The sequence below is a fragment of the Bombella sp. ESL0378 genome (genome assembly GCF_009725845.1).
In the GTDB taxonomy this organism is placed as follows: Bacteria; Pseudomonadota; Alphaproteobacteria; order Acetobacterales; family Acetobacteraceae; genus Bombella; species Bombella pollinis.
Map to the genome: position 1 here is coordinate 57,840 of NZ_WNIF01000007.1, position 16,890 is coordinate 74,729.

14 protein-coding genes are annotated in these 16,890 nt (G+C 53.6%); 8 read left to right on the forward strand and 6 right to left on the reverse strand.

Features of this window, described 5'->3' with window-relative positions; genetic code table 11:
• The first annotated feature begins 33 nt into the window (after positions 1–33).
• From GM556_RS05495 to rsmA, 7 genes are read left to right on the forward strand one after another with little or no spacing between them, the layout of a single operon-like run.
• Positions 34–825, forward strand: a complete 792-nt coding sequence (locus GM556_RS05495) for a 3'(2'),5'-bisphosphate nucleotidase CysQ (RefSeq protein WP_155579520.1) — start codon at positions 34–36, stop codon at positions 823–825.
• Between the two features lie 35 nt (positions 826–860).
• Positions 861–1,883 carry an L-threonylcarbamoyladenylate synthase gene (locus tag GM556_RS05500; protein WP_230873302.1) on the forward strand — a complete coding sequence of 341 codons (1,023 nt, stop codon included), beginning with the start codon at positions 861–863 and terminating at the stop codon, positions 1,881–1,883.
• A gap of 3 nt (positions 1,884–1,886) precedes the next feature.
• Positions 1,887–3,041, forward strand: coding sequence for an LptF/LptG family permease (locus GM556_RS05505; protein ID WP_155579521.1), 1,155 nt, complete (start codon positions 1,887–1,889; stop codon positions 3,039–3,041).
• An 8-nt stretch (positions 3,042–3,049) separates the two neighbouring features.
• Positions 3,050–4,171 carry an LPS export ABC transporter permease LptG gene (gene lptG, locus GM556_RS05510; protein WP_155579522.1) on the forward strand — a complete coding sequence of 374 codons (1,122 nt, stop codon included), beginning with the start codon at positions 3,050–3,052 and terminating at the stop codon, positions 4,169–4,171.
• Complete coding sequence (locus tag GM556_RS05515) at positions 4,171–6,624, forward strand: LPS-assembly protein LptD (RefSeq protein ID WP_155579523.1); 2,454 nt, start codon at positions 4,171–4,173, stop codon at positions 6,622–6,624. Before lptG ends, GM556_RS05515 begins: the two co-directional genes overlap by 1 nt.
• A 7-nt stretch (positions 6,625–6,631) precedes the next feature.
• Positions 6,632–7,999 carry a peptidylprolyl isomerase gene (locus GM556_RS05520; protein ID WP_370513596.1) on the forward strand — a complete coding sequence of 456 codons (1,368 nt, stop codon included), beginning with the start codon at positions 6,632–6,634 and terminating at the stop codon, positions 7,997–7,999.
• Positions 7,999–8,841: a 16S rRNA (adenine(1518)-N(6)/adenine(1519)-N(6))-dimethyltransferase RsmA gene (rsmA, locus tag GM556_RS05525; protein ID WP_155579524.1), complete on the forward strand. Its 843-nt coding sequence runs from the start codon at positions 7,999–8,001 to the stop codon at positions 8,839–8,841. The genes GM556_RS05520 and rsmA overlap by 1 nt, the downstream gene beginning before the upstream one ends.
• A 15-nt stretch (positions 8,842–8,856) precedes the next feature.
• On the opposite strand, the gene GM556_RS05530 is transcribed toward rsmA, so the two are convergent.
• The 6 genes from GM556_RS05530 to dnaG all read right to left on the reverse strand — a co-directional run bounded on the left by GM556_RS05530 (position 8,857) and on the right by dnaG (position 15,769).
• Positions 8,857–10,086 (reverse strand): cyclopropane-fatty-acyl-phospholipid synthase family protein, encoded by a 1,230-nt coding sequence (locus GM556_RS05530; RefSeq protein ID WP_155579525.1) that lies wholly within the window; start codon positions 10,084–10,086, stop codon positions 8,857–8,859.
• 192 nt (positions 10,087–10,278) lie between these two features.
• Complete coding sequence (gene rplI / locus GM556_RS05535; protein ID WP_099026785.1) at positions 10,279–10,908, reverse strand: 50S ribosomal protein L9; 630 nt, start codon at positions 10,906–10,908, stop codon at positions 10,279–10,281.
• 10 nt (positions 10,909–10,918) lie between these two features.
• On the reverse strand, positions 10,919–11,203 hold the full coding sequence (gene rpsR / locus GM556_RS05540) for a 30S ribosomal protein S18 (RefSeq protein WP_155573602.1): 285 nt from the start codon (positions 11,201–11,203) through the stop codon (positions 10,919–10,921).
• A gap of 6 nt (positions 11,204–11,209) precedes the next feature.
• Positions 11,210–11,659, reverse strand: a complete 450-nt coding sequence (rpsF, locus tag GM556_RS05545; RefSeq protein ID WP_155579526.1) for a 30S ribosomal protein S6 — start codon at positions 11,657–11,659, stop codon at positions 11,210–11,212.
• Between the two features lie 159 nt (positions 11,660–11,818).
• On the reverse strand, positions 11,819–13,768 hold the full coding sequence (gene rpoD / locus GM556_RS05550) for an RNA polymerase sigma factor RpoD (RefSeq protein WP_155579527.1): 1,950 nt from the start codon (positions 13,766–13,768) through the stop codon (positions 11,819–11,821).
• Positions 13,769–13,918: 150 nt separating this feature from the next.
• Positions 13,919–15,769 carry a DNA primase gene (gene dnaG, locus GM556_RS05555; RefSeq protein ID WP_155579528.1) on the reverse strand — a complete coding sequence of 617 codons (1,851 nt, stop codon included), beginning with the start codon at positions 15,767–15,769 and terminating at the stop codon, positions 13,919–13,921.
• A gap of 128 nt (positions 15,770–15,897) precedes the next feature.
• On the opposite strand from dnaG, the gene GM556_RS05560 reads away from it, so the two are divergent.
• Positions 15,898–16,836: a DMT family transporter gene (locus tag GM556_RS05560; protein WP_155579529.1), complete on the forward strand. Its 939-nt coding sequence runs from the start codon at positions 15,898–15,900 to the stop codon at positions 16,834–16,836.
• Positions 16,837–16,890 lie beyond the last annotated feature (54 nt).

Consider the following 16,890-nt stretch of genomic DNA (forward strand, 5'->3'; position numbering starts at 1 on the left):
ACGAATGAGCAATAATACGCTACTATCACCCACATGAACGCTTCCTCCGCCCCTGTCCCGCAAGATTATGACCTCTTAAACCTCGCCCTAGAGGTCATTGATGAAGCCGCCGCGATTGTGCGTGATGTCCGCGCGCGTGGGTTTCAGACCGATATAAAAGAGGATTCCTCCCCTGTAACAGAGGCTGATAAAGCCTCCGAGGCGCATATTCTCAAACGGTTGCGGGATGCCTGCCCCACCATCCCCGCTATTGCTGAAGAAGAACATGCCTCAGGCACGCATATCCAGCCGGGCAACAGCTATTGGTTGATAGACCCGCTAGATGGCACGCGCGGATTTGCCGCTGGGGGCCATAATTTTACCATCAATATCGGGTTGATTCGCGACCATCAGCCCGTTCTTGGGGCGGTTGCCCTGCCTGCTCAATATGGGATTTACGGTGGGGGCAGAGGCTTAGGGGCTTTTCAACTTATTGGGGAGCAACGCCACCCCATTAAAACGGCCCCAGTGGGGAAAGAAGGCTTACGCGTTATGGCCTCCTCCCACCATACATCAGAAGACCTATTGCGTAAATGGTCAGATGGCCGTCACATTCATTGCATCACACGGTTAGGCTCTGCGGCAAAAATCATCCATATTGCCGAGGGGAAAGCGGATTTCTACCCCCGGTTTGGCCCTACGATGGAATGGGACACCGCTGCCCCGCACGCGATTTTAGAAGCTGCGGGCGGTCATTTATTGGATGAAACAGGCCAACCCCTCCGTTATGGGAAGAAAGGATGGTTGAACCCACCCTTCTTCTGTACAGGCTATACCCCACATTAATCCCCGCCCTTTCTTACATCTTGGTACCACATATTATGCCTATGCCTCACGCCCCCTCCCACACGACAGAACGGCTCGACCATGATTATGACGGCATCCGCCGTGCTGCCCGCTTGTTACAACAAGGGGGGCTTGTCGCCTTCGGGACGGAGACCGTCTATGGGCTGGGTGGGCTTGCGACCTCCCCTCATACGGTAGAGCGCATCTTCCAAGCCAAGGGCAGGCCAAGCTCTAACCCGCTTATCTGCCATTTTGCCACTGCTGATGCCGCATTTGCAGAGATTGATGAGACAGCCCCTCTTTATGAAATGGCTCGCTCACTCGCCAAAGCCTTCTGGCCCGGCCCGCTAACCCTCATCCTCCCCCGCCATGCAGAAAGCCGCATCTGCCCTGCTGCCACAGCGGGCTTAAAGACTCTGGCCATTCGTGTTCCTAAAGGCCGTGCGGTGGAGGAGCTACTCCAACATGTTGGGCAGCCTATCGCTGCACCCTCTGCCAATCGCTCTGGTAGAGTGAGCCCTTCCCAAGCATCGCATGTTTTGGAAGAGCTGGATGGCCGGATTGATGCTGTTTTGGATACTGGCCCTTGCGCTGTGGGGGTAGAAAGCACCGTGCTAGACCTTACCGGCACACAACCCATCCTCCGCCGCCCCGGTGGCATCACCTTAGAAGCTTTAGAGGGCCTTTGTAGCCCAATTAACGTAGCGGACCATATGAGCGCGCACAGCCAGCCCAACGCGCCGGGGCAAGCAGCGTCCCATTATGCCCCCTCTTTACCAGTCCGCCTAAATGCAACGCATCTCTCCCCGGGTGAGGCCTTTCTTACCTTTGGCGACTATATAGCCGAGGGAGCCGCCCCAGCTCTTAACGTCAATCTCAGCCTAGAAGGTAATGTGGAAGAAGCCGCTCACCGTCTCTTTGCAGCCTTACGGCAGATAGATCGTTCTGCTGCACGCCATAACCTCACGGCCATCGCTGTAGCTCCCCTGCCGCATGATGGGTTAGGCCGTGCTTTACAGGATAGGCTTAAACGTGCTGCGGCCCCGCGCCCTGCCTAAAACATGGCCCTACAGCACACTCCACCCCCCCTATTTCGCCATGTTACATCCTTAGCGTTGTTGGACCGCTACATCCTCCATCATCTCCTCATGGGGCTTATTGCCCTCACGGGCGGGGCCACAGCCTTAATCTGGCTAACACAATCGCTCCATTTTATCAGTATGGTGGTGCAACATGGGCTTTCCCTACTCGCCTTTTTGCATCTCACCCTCCTAATGGTGCCTTCCTTCATCAGTGTCATTCTCCCCGTCACGACATTTCTTATCACCTTATGGTTCTACCATCGGCTCGCAGGAGACCGGGAACTCACCGTCTTGCAAGCTATGGGCCTCTCCCCCCTCCGCCTCGCCCGGCCGGGACTAATTGGGGCGGGGCTGGCCTGCCTCACCGGGTACGGGCTTAGCCTTTGGGCCGCACCGATCGCTTATCATCACTTCCACCGCTATGAGCTAGAAATCCGCAATCGCGCAGCAGCTTTCTTGCTGGAGGAAGGCGTCTTTACCCCCATAAGTAAGGGGATGACCGTATATATCCATGAACGCCGCAGCGATGATAGCTTTGACGGCATTATGATTGAGGATGACCGTAACCCCGCTTATCCCGTCACTATTCTCGCTGAAGATGGCCTGACCACACCACAAGGCGACCTTTTGCGCTTAGTCCTTCATAATGGGTCTCGCCATACGCTAAACCGCCATACAGGCCAGATCAGCACACTTTATTTCCAGCTCGAAACAGTCGATATTGGGTCTGCTCATCATCAAACCTTTGCCCCTGATGTCGCAGAGCTTCCCCTCTCGGCTCTCTTTTTCCCACAAGGTAATCTCTCCCGCCATAGCCGTAATAAATTGCTCATTGAGGGTTGGACGCGCCTGACAAACCCGCTCGCTTGCCTCTCTTATACTATGATAGCCCTCCTCTGCGTCTTACAAAGCCGCTTCAGCCGTCATGCGACATTCCTTCGTCCCACGCTCGCTGTCCTCATTGTGGTGTTATTGATGATTCTCTCCCTCATCCTAAAACATCTTGCAGAGGGAAATCCTGCTTTTGTGCCTCTTTTATGGGCTGAGGTTCTACTCCCTAGCCTCATGGGCGGGGGAAGCCTCTTATGGGCGAGTATGCGCCATAAAACCCCATCCACCTCCATGGCTAGGTAGGGCATTTTATGGTTCATACTGGCTTTTCCACCACATTAGCCCGTTATGTAGGGTGGGCATTTACCCTCACCACAATACTGACCCTATGCGCCCTCACCGGACTCATTTCCCTCTTTGATTTTATCGACCTCCTCCGCCGCGCCGCGGCCCACCCAGAGGCGGGCATACAACCTGTTCTACACATCGCCGCACTTCATATCCCTTATTACAGCCTCTACATCCTTCCCTTTGCCATTTTATTGGGCGGGATGATCTGCTTCTCTCGCCTGGCGCGCTCCTCCGAGCTTGTGGTAACCCGTGCCGCTGGCCTCTCCGTATGGCAACTTCTCCTCAGCCCGAGCTTGTGTGCAGCCCTTTTAGGGACCTTTATGAGTGCTGCTTTGTCGCCCCTATCCTCCGCAAGCTACCGCCATGCTGTCGCATTAGAGGCCCAGTGGCTACAAGGCCCTAACCCCCAGCCGCGCACGCTCTTTACCGATTTATGGCTTCGCAGTAGCGATAATATTCCCGGCCTTGGGGGGGATATTATCTTCCATATCGGGACACTCCACCAACAAAATACTGTGTTGATAGCGCAACAGTTGACCATCTTCCGACTTGACCGCGCTATGAATCTTTTAGAACGGATTGAAGCCCCAGAAGGCACTCTCTCCCATGGGTATTGGAACATCCATAACGCGCTTACCCTCTCTAATACGCGCATGCCTCATACACCACATGACCTTACTTTACCGTCTGATTTTACACCAAAAATCCTCAATCGGCAGGCTATCCCTGCCGATACACTCTCACTTTGGGCCCTGCCTCATATCATTAAATTGTTGCATCATTCCGGTTTTTCTACGATACCCTATCAACTCCACTTTCAAGGGCTTTTAGCCCTTCCCATGCTTGCGGTTACTATGGTGCTCGTTGCGGCCGGTTTTTCCATTCGTCCGGCAGGGCGTGGTGGCATTGCGCGGATGCTCGGCATTGGTGTAACAGCAGGCTTTACTTTGTTCGCGGTCTCTAAAATCGCTGAGCAACTGGGAAAATCTGGTGCTTTACCCCCGTTGCCTGCTGCTTGGGCACCAGCAGGTATCGGGTTATGTCTCGCGGCGGCCTTGTTGTTGCATTTGGAGGATGGCTAATGCCACTGTCTGCTGACTTTCCGTTACGCGCTGGGCCATTACAGGCTAAGCCACACCGTGTTGGAAAGCCCTGGTCGCTGCTAAGCCAAGCCCTCGCCGGGAGTGCGCTAGGGGCCTTTTTGCAAATTGTTCCCGCCACGGCCGCTCCTACAACCATCCCCGCGCAGCAGCCCCCACAAGATACACAAAAGACTCCCTCTAACGCGCCAAAACCACCTGCTAATGCTCGCCCTCTCCCCGCAGGTACACAGCCCAACCTATCCTCCAATGGCGGCGTGTCAGACTCTGAGCCTGTTACTTACCTCGCCAACCATGAGAGCTATGATAAAACAGGCCTTCTTGTCTTAGAAGGCAATGTCCGTATTTGGCAGGGTGGCCAAGCTATGCGGGCTGATAAGGTTATTTACGACCGCGCTGCTGGTACAATCACAGCACTTCATCATGTCGCGCTCACCCAACCAGATGGCACAATTGCTTATACAGAGCGGGCCGAGTTCTCCCACGGAATGAAGGATGATGTTAGCACGGCCTCTTATGCCCGTATGAAAAATAATGTCAAAATATCCAGCAGCGGGACGCGGCGTAACAATGGCCGCGTGACAGATTTCTCCAACGCTGTTTATACAGCCTGCCCTGTTTGCGCACAGCATCCCGAGCGAGCACCTTTTTGGTCCATAACGGCGCGTAATGCGACACAAGATAAAGATAATCAAAATCTTGAGTTTAATCATGCGTGGTTACGTATCTTAGGGGTGCCTGTCGCCTATTTCCCCTACTTGCCGATTACTGACCCCAGCTCAAAACGTCATAGTGGGTTTCTTAATTTCTATGCGAAACCCCATGACCATTATCTTGGTACGGTCTTTAGCATCCCTTATTTTTGGGTAATTGATGGCCATCAAGACGCTACTTTTACGCCCCTCGTAGGGACAAAATCCGGACCTCAATTAACAGTTAATTACCGCAATCGCTTCAATAACGGTTATTTAAACCTCACCGGTGCTGTCGCTTACGACTCACTACGTAACCAACCTTTCTATAATGCCTTTGGTGAGCCCAGCTATGGTGGGAAGGAGCATGGTGCCCAAGCCTATATTGCAGGCCGAGGCGAATTTAACCTCTCACCTCATTGGCGCGTTGGGTTTAATACTAACCGTACAACAGCAGCAAACTATATGCGTGACTATAGTGTGCCGGGATATGGTAGTGATGCGCTCAATACCAATGCCTATTTAGAGGGCTTTGGTGTTGGCTCCTACCTACGCTTAGATACCCAGATTTATCAGGGTCTTAACCAAGGTATTATTAACAATAAGGACCTCCCCTACTCCCTCCCTCGTTTTACATATGACTTCCAAGGTGAGCCAGATGCTTTAGGCGGGCGTCTCACAGTCCATACGACCGATTTTGTCATTCTGCGCGATCGCGGTGCAAATGACCAACGCGGGGAGCTTGCCTTCCAATGGGATCGCCCTTGGACCAATAATTGGGGCCAGCAATGGGTTTTAACCGCCCGTGTTGATTCTATGGTGTATCATGCCACGCGTATGCATGAGCAACCTCTCTATGAGAAATCTGGATCGCATGTAAGTGGGCAAGTCCAACCAACCCTTGCATTAAAGATGAACTGGCCTTTCCTCCGCAGCTTTGCCAAAGGCCATGCCACGCAGATTTTTGAGCCTATCATTCAGCTGATTGCTGCCCCCAACACAGGCAGTGCTCTGCATCGACAACTCCCTAATGAGGATAGCTTCGCTTACGAGTTTACTGATGCGACACTTTTCTCCCTCAATCGTTATATGGGGACGGACAGGCTTGATGGTGGCTTACGCGCCAATGTAGGCCTACATCAAAATTGGAGCTGGAATGGCCGCTCAGTGGATGTTCTCATTGGGGAAAGCTTCATCCAGCATCCCAACCGTGGGGGGCCGGCTTATATGCGCTATTCCGGCGTTAATCATACATTCTCCGACCCTGTCGGCCGCATTCAGATGACGCCCTCTCGCTTTGTTGATGTCACAGCGCGCGGGCGCTTTAACCCTTATAGTAAACATTTTGACTATGGTGAGGGGCTCGTCTCGGCGGGGATACCCATCTTCCGTGTCATGGCAGGCTATGTGTATGAGCCTAGAACCCCTTATTACTATTACTATACCCCACGCACGAACCGCATGGACCAGTCTCGCGTTAACAACCCCTTCCTTGGTAAAGTCAGCGAGCTTACCGGCGGAGTGACTGGGCGGTGGAAAGAATATTCCTTCGCTTATTACACGCGCCGTAGCATTGCCCGTAAGCAATTTGTGGCAAATGGGGGCACAGTTGGGTATTCTAATGAATGTTTCACCCTCAATGTTTACGCCTCACGTCAAAACACCTATATCGGCGGTCGGCGGCCTAACGTAACGGTTGGCTTCAGCGTCACGTTCAATTCTCTTGGTACCTTCGGAAACTAATCTGGTTATGGCTTTTTACTCTCGTCTCTCGCGCGTTGCACTATTTTCCCTAACAACATGCACCGCCCTTATGGTCGGAGGGCAGGCAATGGCGAAATCGCATATCCCAGCCGCCACCCCTCATGAACATGGAAAAGCAGCAAATACCCCCGCTACGGAAGACCAGATTATTATCATCGTGAATGGGCAAATCCTCACCCAACGCGATGTTGAAGACCGCGCTCGGCTTTTTGTCATCTCCACCGGTCTGACCCCTAATGCAGAAGTTATGGAGCGTCTACGTGGGCAGCTCATCCAGCAGCTCATTAACGAGCGGCTGAAAATGCAGGAAATCCTCCGCCGACATATCAATGTCGAACCGGAGCAAATTGCCGAAGCCATCCGCACCATCGAGACGCGCAATGGCATGCCAGAAAACGCCCTTCGCAACCGGCTTAAAGCTGATGGCGTATCTCTTACAACCTTAATCGACCAAATCCGCGTCCAAATTGGCTGGATGCAAGTACTGCGTGAGGAGCTCGGGACACGCAGCCGCGTTACACCACTGCAAATCACCCAGCGTGAAGAAGCTCTGCAACGCGAGGCTGGACGACCGCAATATCTCATCAGCGAGATCTTCGTCCCTGTGAATGACCCTCGCCATGACGCTACAGAGCTGGCCTTTACCCAAACTATCATCAATCAACTGCGTAATGGGGCTCCGTTTGCGATTGTAGCGGCGCAGTTCTCCCAAGACCAATCCGCCCTACAAGGCGGCTCTCGCGGTTGGATGCAGGAAGATAATATCGAGCCAGAAGTCCTCCCTATCGTTCAAAAAATGCCGGAGAATGCTATCTCTAACCCTATTAAAGTACCGGGGGGCTATGAGATTGTGACTGTTCTGGACCGCCGGACGATTGGTAAGCAAATGGGCACAATCCTCAATATGCGGCAGGCCTTCTTCCCCTTCAGCACTCAGCTAGACCCCTCCAACCCCACGGACCAACAAAAACTCGCTTTGCAGAAAGCGATTCATGAATCACAGACCATCAAAACATGCGAGGAGATGGAGGCTCTCAACACCTCATTGGGCAATAGCCGCCCTAGCAATCCGGGTTTACAAGTTGAGGAGCGTCTCGCCCCCCAAATGAAGGCTGTTGTTAATAAAATCGCCACGGGCCATTCATCCCACCCTCTTGTCGCCCCAGATGGCATTGCTTTGCTCATGGTCTGCTCTCGCGAGCAACGCAACCTTGCCCAGCAAACTCCTGGTCAAATTGCGGACCAGTTGATGAATGAGCGTGTTGAGCAAGCCTCCCAGCAGCTCCAACGCGCATTACGCCGGACAGCTATCATCAAAATCCGCCCGGCGGCTAAAACTGTCCTCGCTCCTTGATGGCAGTACCAACCGCGCTCCCTTCCTTACGCGAGAGCATCCGCCATCATGGGTTGGATGCTCTTAAATCGCTAGGGCAACATTTTTTGCTCGACCCGACCCTTTGTATGCGTATTGCGGCTTTGGGGGGTAACCTCGTCAAAACGCATGTTATAGAGGTAGGCCCCGGCCCCGGTGGGCTGACCCGTGCGTTGCTAGACTCCAACGCACAAAGTGTTCATGCTGTAGAGATTGACCGCCGCGCTTGGCCTCTCCTTGAGGAACTACAGGCCCATTATCCTGAGCAGCTACATATTGTCCGGCAAGATGCCCTAAAGCTAGATGCTACCCAGCTTACCCCCGCACCACGGCAAATTATCGCTAACTTACCCTATAATGTCGCCACACCCCTTTTAGTAAATTGGCTACGCCAAGCCGCGCAATGGTCACGCATGGTCTTGATGTTCCAAAAAGAGGTCGCAGAGCGCATTTGCGCCGCGCCGGGCAGTGCCGCTTATGGGCGGTTAGCCGTACTCGCCCAATGGTGCGCAGAATGTTCCATCGCGCTGACATTGCCGCCGGGGGCCTTCTCCCCTCCGCCAAAGGTTCATTCTGCTGTGGCCCTCATCATCCCCCATGCTGAGCAGCCCGCACCCGCCCTCTTTAAAGCCATGGAGCAAATAACGGCTGCCGCCTTCGGCCAACGGCGCAAAATGCTACGGGCGGCTCTCAAACCCATCAAAGGGAGCATCTTGCTAGAAGAAGCAGGCATCGACCCAACACGCCGGGCCGAAACCCTCACCATTGCCGAGTTTGACACACTCGCCCATTGCCATTTACGCCAGCAACAAGGCCCCTCCTAAACGGAGGGTACGCGCTTAAGCCTCGTCCTTTGCTCGCTGGGCTTGCTCGGCTACAAACATATAATCCCGCGTAAGAGGCACGGCTTCAATATCCCGTGTGATTTGAAGTTGAAAATTCATATGGCCCTGAATGCGGAAAGCAAGCTCACTGGCAAGCAAATAAAGCTCGAACATCCGCACAAAACGCTCATCATATAAGGCTCGCACCTTGTCCTTATTCGTCTCGAAGCGCACACGCCAATGAGCGAGTGTTTTCGCATAATGCAACCGCCAGACCTCACAATCTGTCAGCCACAAGCCTGTCTGCTCCAACGCGGCAAGCGTCTCGCTTAAAGCGGGAGAATAACCACCGGGGAAGATATATTTCGTAATCCACGGATTGGTCATACCCGGCCCATCCATCCGCCCGATGGAATGAATAACCGCAACACCTTCTGGTCGTAATAACCGCTTGATATGGTTGAAGAAGCTCTCGTACTGCCGTACCCCCACATGCTCGAACATCCCCACGGAGACGATACGATCAAACTGCCTATTCAGCGTCCGATAATCCAGCAACTCGAAAGAGACCAAGCCCTCTAGCCCTTCCTCTTTCGCCCGTTGCCGCGCTACTTGCAGTTGCTCAACTGAGAGGGTAATGCCCGTTACCTTCACACCGTAATCACGCGCAAGCGTGAGGGCCATCCCACCCCAACCGCAGCCAATATCTAAGACCTCCAGCCCGGCATGATCGAGCTTCAATTTTGCGGCGATATGACGCTTCTTAGCAATTTGTGCGTCATCTAGCGGCATATCATCATGCTCAAAATAAGCGCAGGAATATTGCCGGTCTTTATCCAAAAACAGCTCATATAAGCTGCCATTCAAATCATAATGATGCGCCACATTTGTACGAGAGCGTTTTAGCGAATTAAGAGGGCGCAAAACGCGGCTAACATACCGCAATTTACCACTAATATCCTCACTCAATAGCCCGCCACGCTCAATATTCGGCATGAGCGTCCACATCACATCCTCTAGGGAACAACCATCAGGGACAACCGTCCCATTCATATATTCTTCCCCAAAGGCTAGGGCCGGTTTTAAAGCAAGAGCGCGCTCCGCCGCTGATGAGAGGATGCGAATAGCCGACTTACGCCCGGGCTTTTCACCGGGATAATAGCGTTGTGTTCCATCACTGTAAGTGACGGTTAAGCTCCCAAAATAGATGAACCGCTTTAGTAAGGCATCAAGAACCGACTTCATCGCGCTATTCCATCCCAACATGGCTCAAAATAGGTTTATTTTGTAGGGACCTAATGGCCACCTCTAGATGCTAATATTTGCACAATATGGGGAGATAACAAGCCCCCCTTATCATCCCCGCGCACTAAAAAAACCCGGCAGAATGAACTCTGCCGGGTTTCTATAAGGTCTCTTAAAAGAGCCGAAAGCCTATTAGCCCTCGTGACCTGTGCCCTCTGCCACTTCACCCTGAGCGGCTTTAGCAGCAGCTTCGGCGGCCTCAGCGGCAGCTTCTTCAGCGGCTTGCTCGGCATGAAGCTCACCAAGGATGTTATCCTCTTCTTCTTCCTGACCGATAACCTCACCGCGTGCCTGACGCTCAGCTTCCTCCTCAGAGCGTGCCACATTAACAGTCACCTGAATGGACACTTCTGGATGAAGGATAATGCGTGCCTCTACCAGGCCAAGCACCTTAATGGGCTCATCCAACACAACTTGCTGACGGGACACCGTCAAACCAGCTGCTGTAGCAGCGGCTGCAATATCACGCGGGGTAACAGAGCCATAAAGGCTGCCACTATCACCTGCCTGACGGATCAACGTCACGCTCAAGCCGTGCATACGCTCGGAAAGACGCTCGGCCTCCTCACGCTTACGGATGTTCTGAGCTTCCAGCTGAGCGCGCTCTGTCTCAAAACGCGCACGGTTAGCCTCTGTTGCACGCAGAGCCTTACCCTTAGGCAACAGGAAGTTACGCGCATAACCCGGCTTCACATGGACGACATCGCCCATCTGGCCAAGATTTTCCACACGTTGAAGCAGAATCAATGATGTCTGGGACATGTCGCGCTCCTCAGTTTACAACATAGGGGAGCAGAGCGAGGAAGCGGGCGCGCTTAATCGCCTGCGCCAGTTCACGCTGCTTTTTAGCCGACACTGCCGTGATGCGGCTGGGGACAATCTTGCCACGCTCGGAAAGGAAGCGGCTCAGCAAGCGTACATCCTTATAATCGATCTTCGGTGCATTCGCCCCGGAGAACGGGCAGGATTTACGGCGGCGATAGAAAGGACGGCGTGCCCCCACAGCCAAACGGCGTGTCGCAGGGTTAACGGCCTGTGTCGTGTTTGTTTCTGACATGCTCTCTTACTCCGCTTCATCCACGTGATCACGCGCCTCGGAAGACTCGTTCTGACGGCGGCCGCCACGGCCACTCTCATAACGGCCACCGCTGCGGGAACCCCCACGGGCCCCACGCTCACCACCGCGATCATCCTTGCGGGACAGAATCGGAGACGGCGTCTCGTCAATCTCATCCACACGCAGCGTCATCAGGCGGAGAACATCCTCGTTCAGGCCCATTTGACGTGTCAGCTCATTCATCGCCTCGACCGGGGCTTCAATCCCCAGCAGGACGTAATGGCCCTTACGGTTCTTCTTGATACGATAAGCCAGGGTCCGCAGGCCCCAGAACTCGCGCTTGCGGATTGTGCCGCCATGCTCGCCAAGAAGTGTTGAGATGGTCTCGACCAAGGCTTCAACCTGAGCCTGAGAGACATCATTACGTGCAATCAACACGGTCTCATAAAGTGGCATGAAAACTCCCTTCGGATAAGGTCAACCCGGACCAACCCAGTGCTGGCCTGAACACACCACCCCTATAGGGCAATGCCGGGTATAGCCGTTGCGCCGCCATAGCGCACGGCAGGGAAAGCGGCCTTAGACCATAAAAACCGCTTAAAAGCAAGTGACGACTTAATCATCCAAGAAGGAACGTAGCTTACGGCTACGGCTTGGGTGCTTCAACTTACGCAAAGCTTTCGCCTCAATTTGGCGGATACGCTCGCGCGTCACGTTGAACTGCTGGCCGACTTCCTCCAACGTATGGTCGGTGTTCATACCAATACCGAAGCGCATACGCAGCACACGTTCCTCACGCGGGGTCAAAGATGCCAGAACGCGCGTTGTGGCCTCCCGCAAGTTTGTTTGAATCGCTGCATCTAGCGGGATAACGGCTGTTTTATCCTCAATAAAATCACCGAGATGGCTATCTTCCTCATCCCCAATGGGGGTCTCAAGAGAAATCGGCTCTTTAGCGATCTTGAGGACCTTCCGCACCTTCTCCAGCGGCATGCCAAGCTTCTCGGCTAACTCCTCCGGGGCAGGCTCACGGCCAATCTCATGGAGCATCTGCCGTGATGTCCGCACCAACTTGTTGATCGTCTCAATCATATGGACAGGGATGCGGATGGTCTTGGCTTGGTCAGCAATAGAGCGTGTAATCGCCTGCCGAATCCACCATGTGGCATAGGTGGAGAACTTATAACCACGGCGATATTCAAACTTATCAACCGCCTTCATCAGCCCGATATTGCCTTCCTGAATCAAATCCAAGAACTGCAACCCGCGATTTGTATATTTCTTGGCAATCGAAATCACCAAACGCAGATTAGCCTCAATCATCTCCTTCTTCGCGCGGGTGGAATCACGCTCCCCACGCGAAATGGTCTGATACACAAGGCGGAACTCACCAACAGGCAACCCTGTTTCTTTAGAGAGAGCAGCGACCTCTCCACGCATTTTCTCAAGTGTTGAGAGATGCTTGCCGGTCAGAGTCTTCCATCCCTTACCGGTCAGCTGGCAGATGCTCTCTATCCAATCCGGGGCCAACTCATGATGACGATAATGATTCATAAAATCCTCACGCGGGATTTTACAACTCTCTGCTAAACGCAGCATCCGCCCCTCAACAGTGTTCAGCTTCTGCACATGAGCTTTAAGGGACTGAACTAGCTCCTCAATACGGTTATTATGCAGATGCATCCGCTCCACAAGGGCGACAAGCTCTGTCCGTAGCTTGTTATATTTCTTCTCATCCGTAGCCGAAGCCTCACGCCCCTCCATCAGAGCAGCGAGACGTTGGCTCTGCATCTTGACCAGCTTTTGATATAGCGGCTCAAAAGCCTCAAACATCAACATAATATCTGGGCGCAGCTTCTCCTCTAGCGCAGAGAGAGAGAGGCCGCTGCCCTCACCGCCATTACCCTCGCCTTCGCCATCCTCAGCGTCATCCTCGGAATCATCATCGTCCTCCTCAGAGGCGAGATCCTCCATATCTTCGGGAGATTCGGGGTCGCTTTGGCTGGCCTCAAGGTCAATCACCTCACGCAGAGGCAGCGTTTCATTCTTTAGCTGTTCATACCACCCTAAAATAGATTGGAAGGTCAGCGGGCTACGGCATAAACCGCCTATCATTTCCCCACGCCCAGCCTCAATGCGCTTGGCAATGGCAATTTCCCCCTCGCGGGAAAGCAGCTCCACAGCTCCCATCTCGCGCAGATACATCCGCACGGGGTCATCGGTACGGCTTGCTGCTACGGCATCAATATTACCACCCGCATTTTCATCTTCTGCCGAATCTTCAGAGGCAGAGCTGTCGCCTTCCTCGCTATTGCCATCTTCATCCTTATCCGCACTCTCAACGACCTGAATCCCCATCTCGGAGAATGCGGCCATAATGTCCTCAATCTGCTCAGAGGACATCTTATCCTGTGGGAGGACAGCATTAAGTTCATCAAATGTGATGTGCCCGCCAGCGCGCCCTTTAGCAATCAGCTTCTTAACAGCGACAGACTGCACATCAAGCGGAGAGCTATCTTGCTCTGGTGCATTCCGGTCTGATCCAGAGGCTGATTTGATGGCCATGCGTCTCTCCGTCAACTTTACTCGTAAAGCCAGTAATGGGGCAGCATGGAATTGGTTAATCCTGCTCCCCAAGTCAAGGACTGAACACGAGAAACTTACAATTCCTTGTTCTATTCAGCCATTTTTGGGTCTTCTACCATATAAACTGCACTAGGTATCACCCTCTAAGACAGGTTTTTCCCCTCGGCGCAAAGCAAAAAGGACAGCCTGCCGGGCTTTCATAGCCGCAAAACGGGCCCGTTGGGTCGCTTCGTCCGAGTCGGCAGGTGCGCTCAACAAAAACTCCACGGTTTTGCGGACCTCCTCCTCTACATTCTCTTGTAAGGATTTCAGAGTCTCCAAAGCATAAAAATGCCACCATAGCGTCATGGCCATTTGCAAATGGTCTTCACCCTCCTCTACCTTAATCTGCCGGGGCATAGGGCTGTTTTGCAACTGCGTAATAGTCTCTTTTAACCCATGCTCATCCATCCATTGCTGACACGCCTCCGCTGTAAGAGGGCCTGTCCATTCATCCATCCAACTAAGCAAGGCTGTGCGGATATCTGCCAAAGGCGCGGGGAGGGAAAGGGTATTATAATCTTTATCAACCCCCGGTAATATCTCTGGATAGCGTAAAAGAAGGAGTGTTAGCAAGTTTAACCGCTCTTTACTGCCTTCCTCGACCTGCCGCTCCCCTGCTATGGGGACGACAGATGTATACTCCGTACTACGCTGCCCATACCCGCCACGCCCGCCTCTAACGCGGCGATAGCGTGCAAAAAACATCTCGCTAAAGGTGCTACGATATTCACCAGCGAGCAATTTATCAGGGATCATCCGCGCGAGTGCATATAGCTTCTCCCGCAAAGCGGCGCGGCGTTCTGGCGTGGGGTTGCTCTCCTGCGCCGTAAGCAGGCTGAACAATTCCTCCTCCATAGGGCGGGCTTGGGCGAGACGCGCTTCCATCCCCTTTACGCCCTCGCGCTGAATGAGGGAGTCCGGGTCATCCCCCCCATCTAAGCGGCAAAAGCGCACTGTTCGCCCTATTTTGAGCAAAGGTAAGGCCACCTCGCAAGAACGCAAGGCGGCACGTTGGCCTGCACCATCACCATCAAAACAGATGATAGGCCCATCGGTCATCCGCCAGAGGAGTTCCATCTGCTCCTCTCCCAAGGCTGTGCCTAAGGGAGCTACGGCCCCCCCAAAGCCAGCCTGTGCCATCGCGATGACATCCATATAGCCTTCCACCACAACGGCCTTAGCCCCTTTATGAATGGCTTGGCGGGCTTGGTCGATGTTAAAAAGCGTCCGCCTTTTGGAGAAAATATCCGTCTCCGGCCCATTCAGATATTTAGGTTGCCCATCCCCCAGCACACGCCCCCCAAAGGAGATGATGCGCCCCTTCTGGTCCCGAATGGGGAACATCACACGGTTAAAGAATAATTCTCCCTTAGGACGCCCTGCCTCATCCACCCGCATAAGCCCGACCTGCACCAGCGTCTCTGCTGTGATATTCTGCGCGGCTAACGCATTGAGAAGAGACCGCCCATCACCAGACCAGCCAAGGCCAAAACGCTCCAGCGTCTCCGCGCTTAACCCCCGTTTTTGTAGATAATCAAGCCCAGATCGTCCTTCTGGCTGGTAAAGTCTGCGGCGATAAATGGCTTGTACAGCCTCCATCACATCATAAAGCGTTTGCCTGACGCGGGCTTTTTCCACCTGTTGGGGGTCATCAGCGGGGATATCCATCCCCGCCTCTCCTGCGAGACGTTCTACCGCCTCACGAAAATTAGCCCCCTCACTTTGCATGACATAAGTTATCGCATCGCCATGTGCGCCACAGCCAAAGCAATGATAATGGTCGTCATAAATATATAGGGATGGCGTTTTCTCACCATGAAAAGGGCAGCATGCCTTCCAGTTCCGCCCAGAGCGGACAAGCTTATTCCGCCGGCTAAAAAGTGACGTAAGGGATGTACGCTGGCGCAGCTCATCCAAAAATGCAGTATCTAAAGCCATAGCACTACTCTGACATCCCCCCCCTTAAAAGGGAAGATACCTCCCGATTCCCCCTTGACGAAAGCCGCCAGAGCCTCAACACACAAAGGCATCTTTTCAGTTCTTCCAAAGCAAAGAGCGGGCCTTTTATGACACGTTCCACAATCAGCGGTATTGCATGCGGTGCAGCAGCAGGGGCCTTATGGGGCCTCTCCCTCCTCGCGCCAGAACTTATTGGCCCCTTTGCTCCGCTCCAACTCGCCTCGGTGCGGTTTGTCACATATGGGGTGATTGCCCTGTTCTTGCTGGCCCCACGCTTAAAGACGCTCCTCCCCCATCTTGGCAAAGCGGAGTGGCTCGGGCTGCTGGGCCTTAGCCTGATGGGCAATATCATTTATTATAGCCTGCTCAGCACAGCCGTGCAGCTTTGCGGGGTGGCGATGCCGTCCCTTATTGTCGGCTTCATCCCTGTAACAGTTACAGTCGTAGGGGCCTTGCGAGCGGATTCCGCCTTGCATATTCGCCAGCTTATCCCCTCTATGCTGCTCAGTGCGGGGGGGATTATCTGCATTGCGTGGCAGAACTTCCATAACGCCTCTCCTCAGCATCATAATAGTTTATGGCTTCAGCTTGGCGGGTTGCTTATGGCAACAGCGGCATTGCTAAGCTGGACAGGCTTTGTTGTTAAAAACGCTAATTGGCTCAAACGCATTGCCCCGCTCTCCCATAATGATTGGAACCTCCTCACCGGTCTCGTCACTGGCGGGCTAGCGTTGCTGATGCTCCCACTTGCCTTCCTTCTGCCCCATCATCTGCCAGTGGCAGGCTGGGGGCGTTTCTTCCTCATTGCGTGTGGGATGGGCTTATTGGCCTCCATTGTCGCCAATGCGTTTTGGAACAATATGACACGCTTGCTGCCCCTCACCATGGTAGGGCAGATGATCCTTTTTGAGACACTCTTTTCCCTCTTTTACGGCTTCCTCTGGGAGCAGCGTTTCCCCACCTTGTTGGAGGGCTGTGCCATTATTCTGGCCATTAGTGGGGTCATCTCCTGCGTGCGTGCCCATGGCCCTGCTAAACATGGGTAAATCACACCACCCCTCTTGACGCAGAAGACCCGTTACGACAACACAGGCCCAACT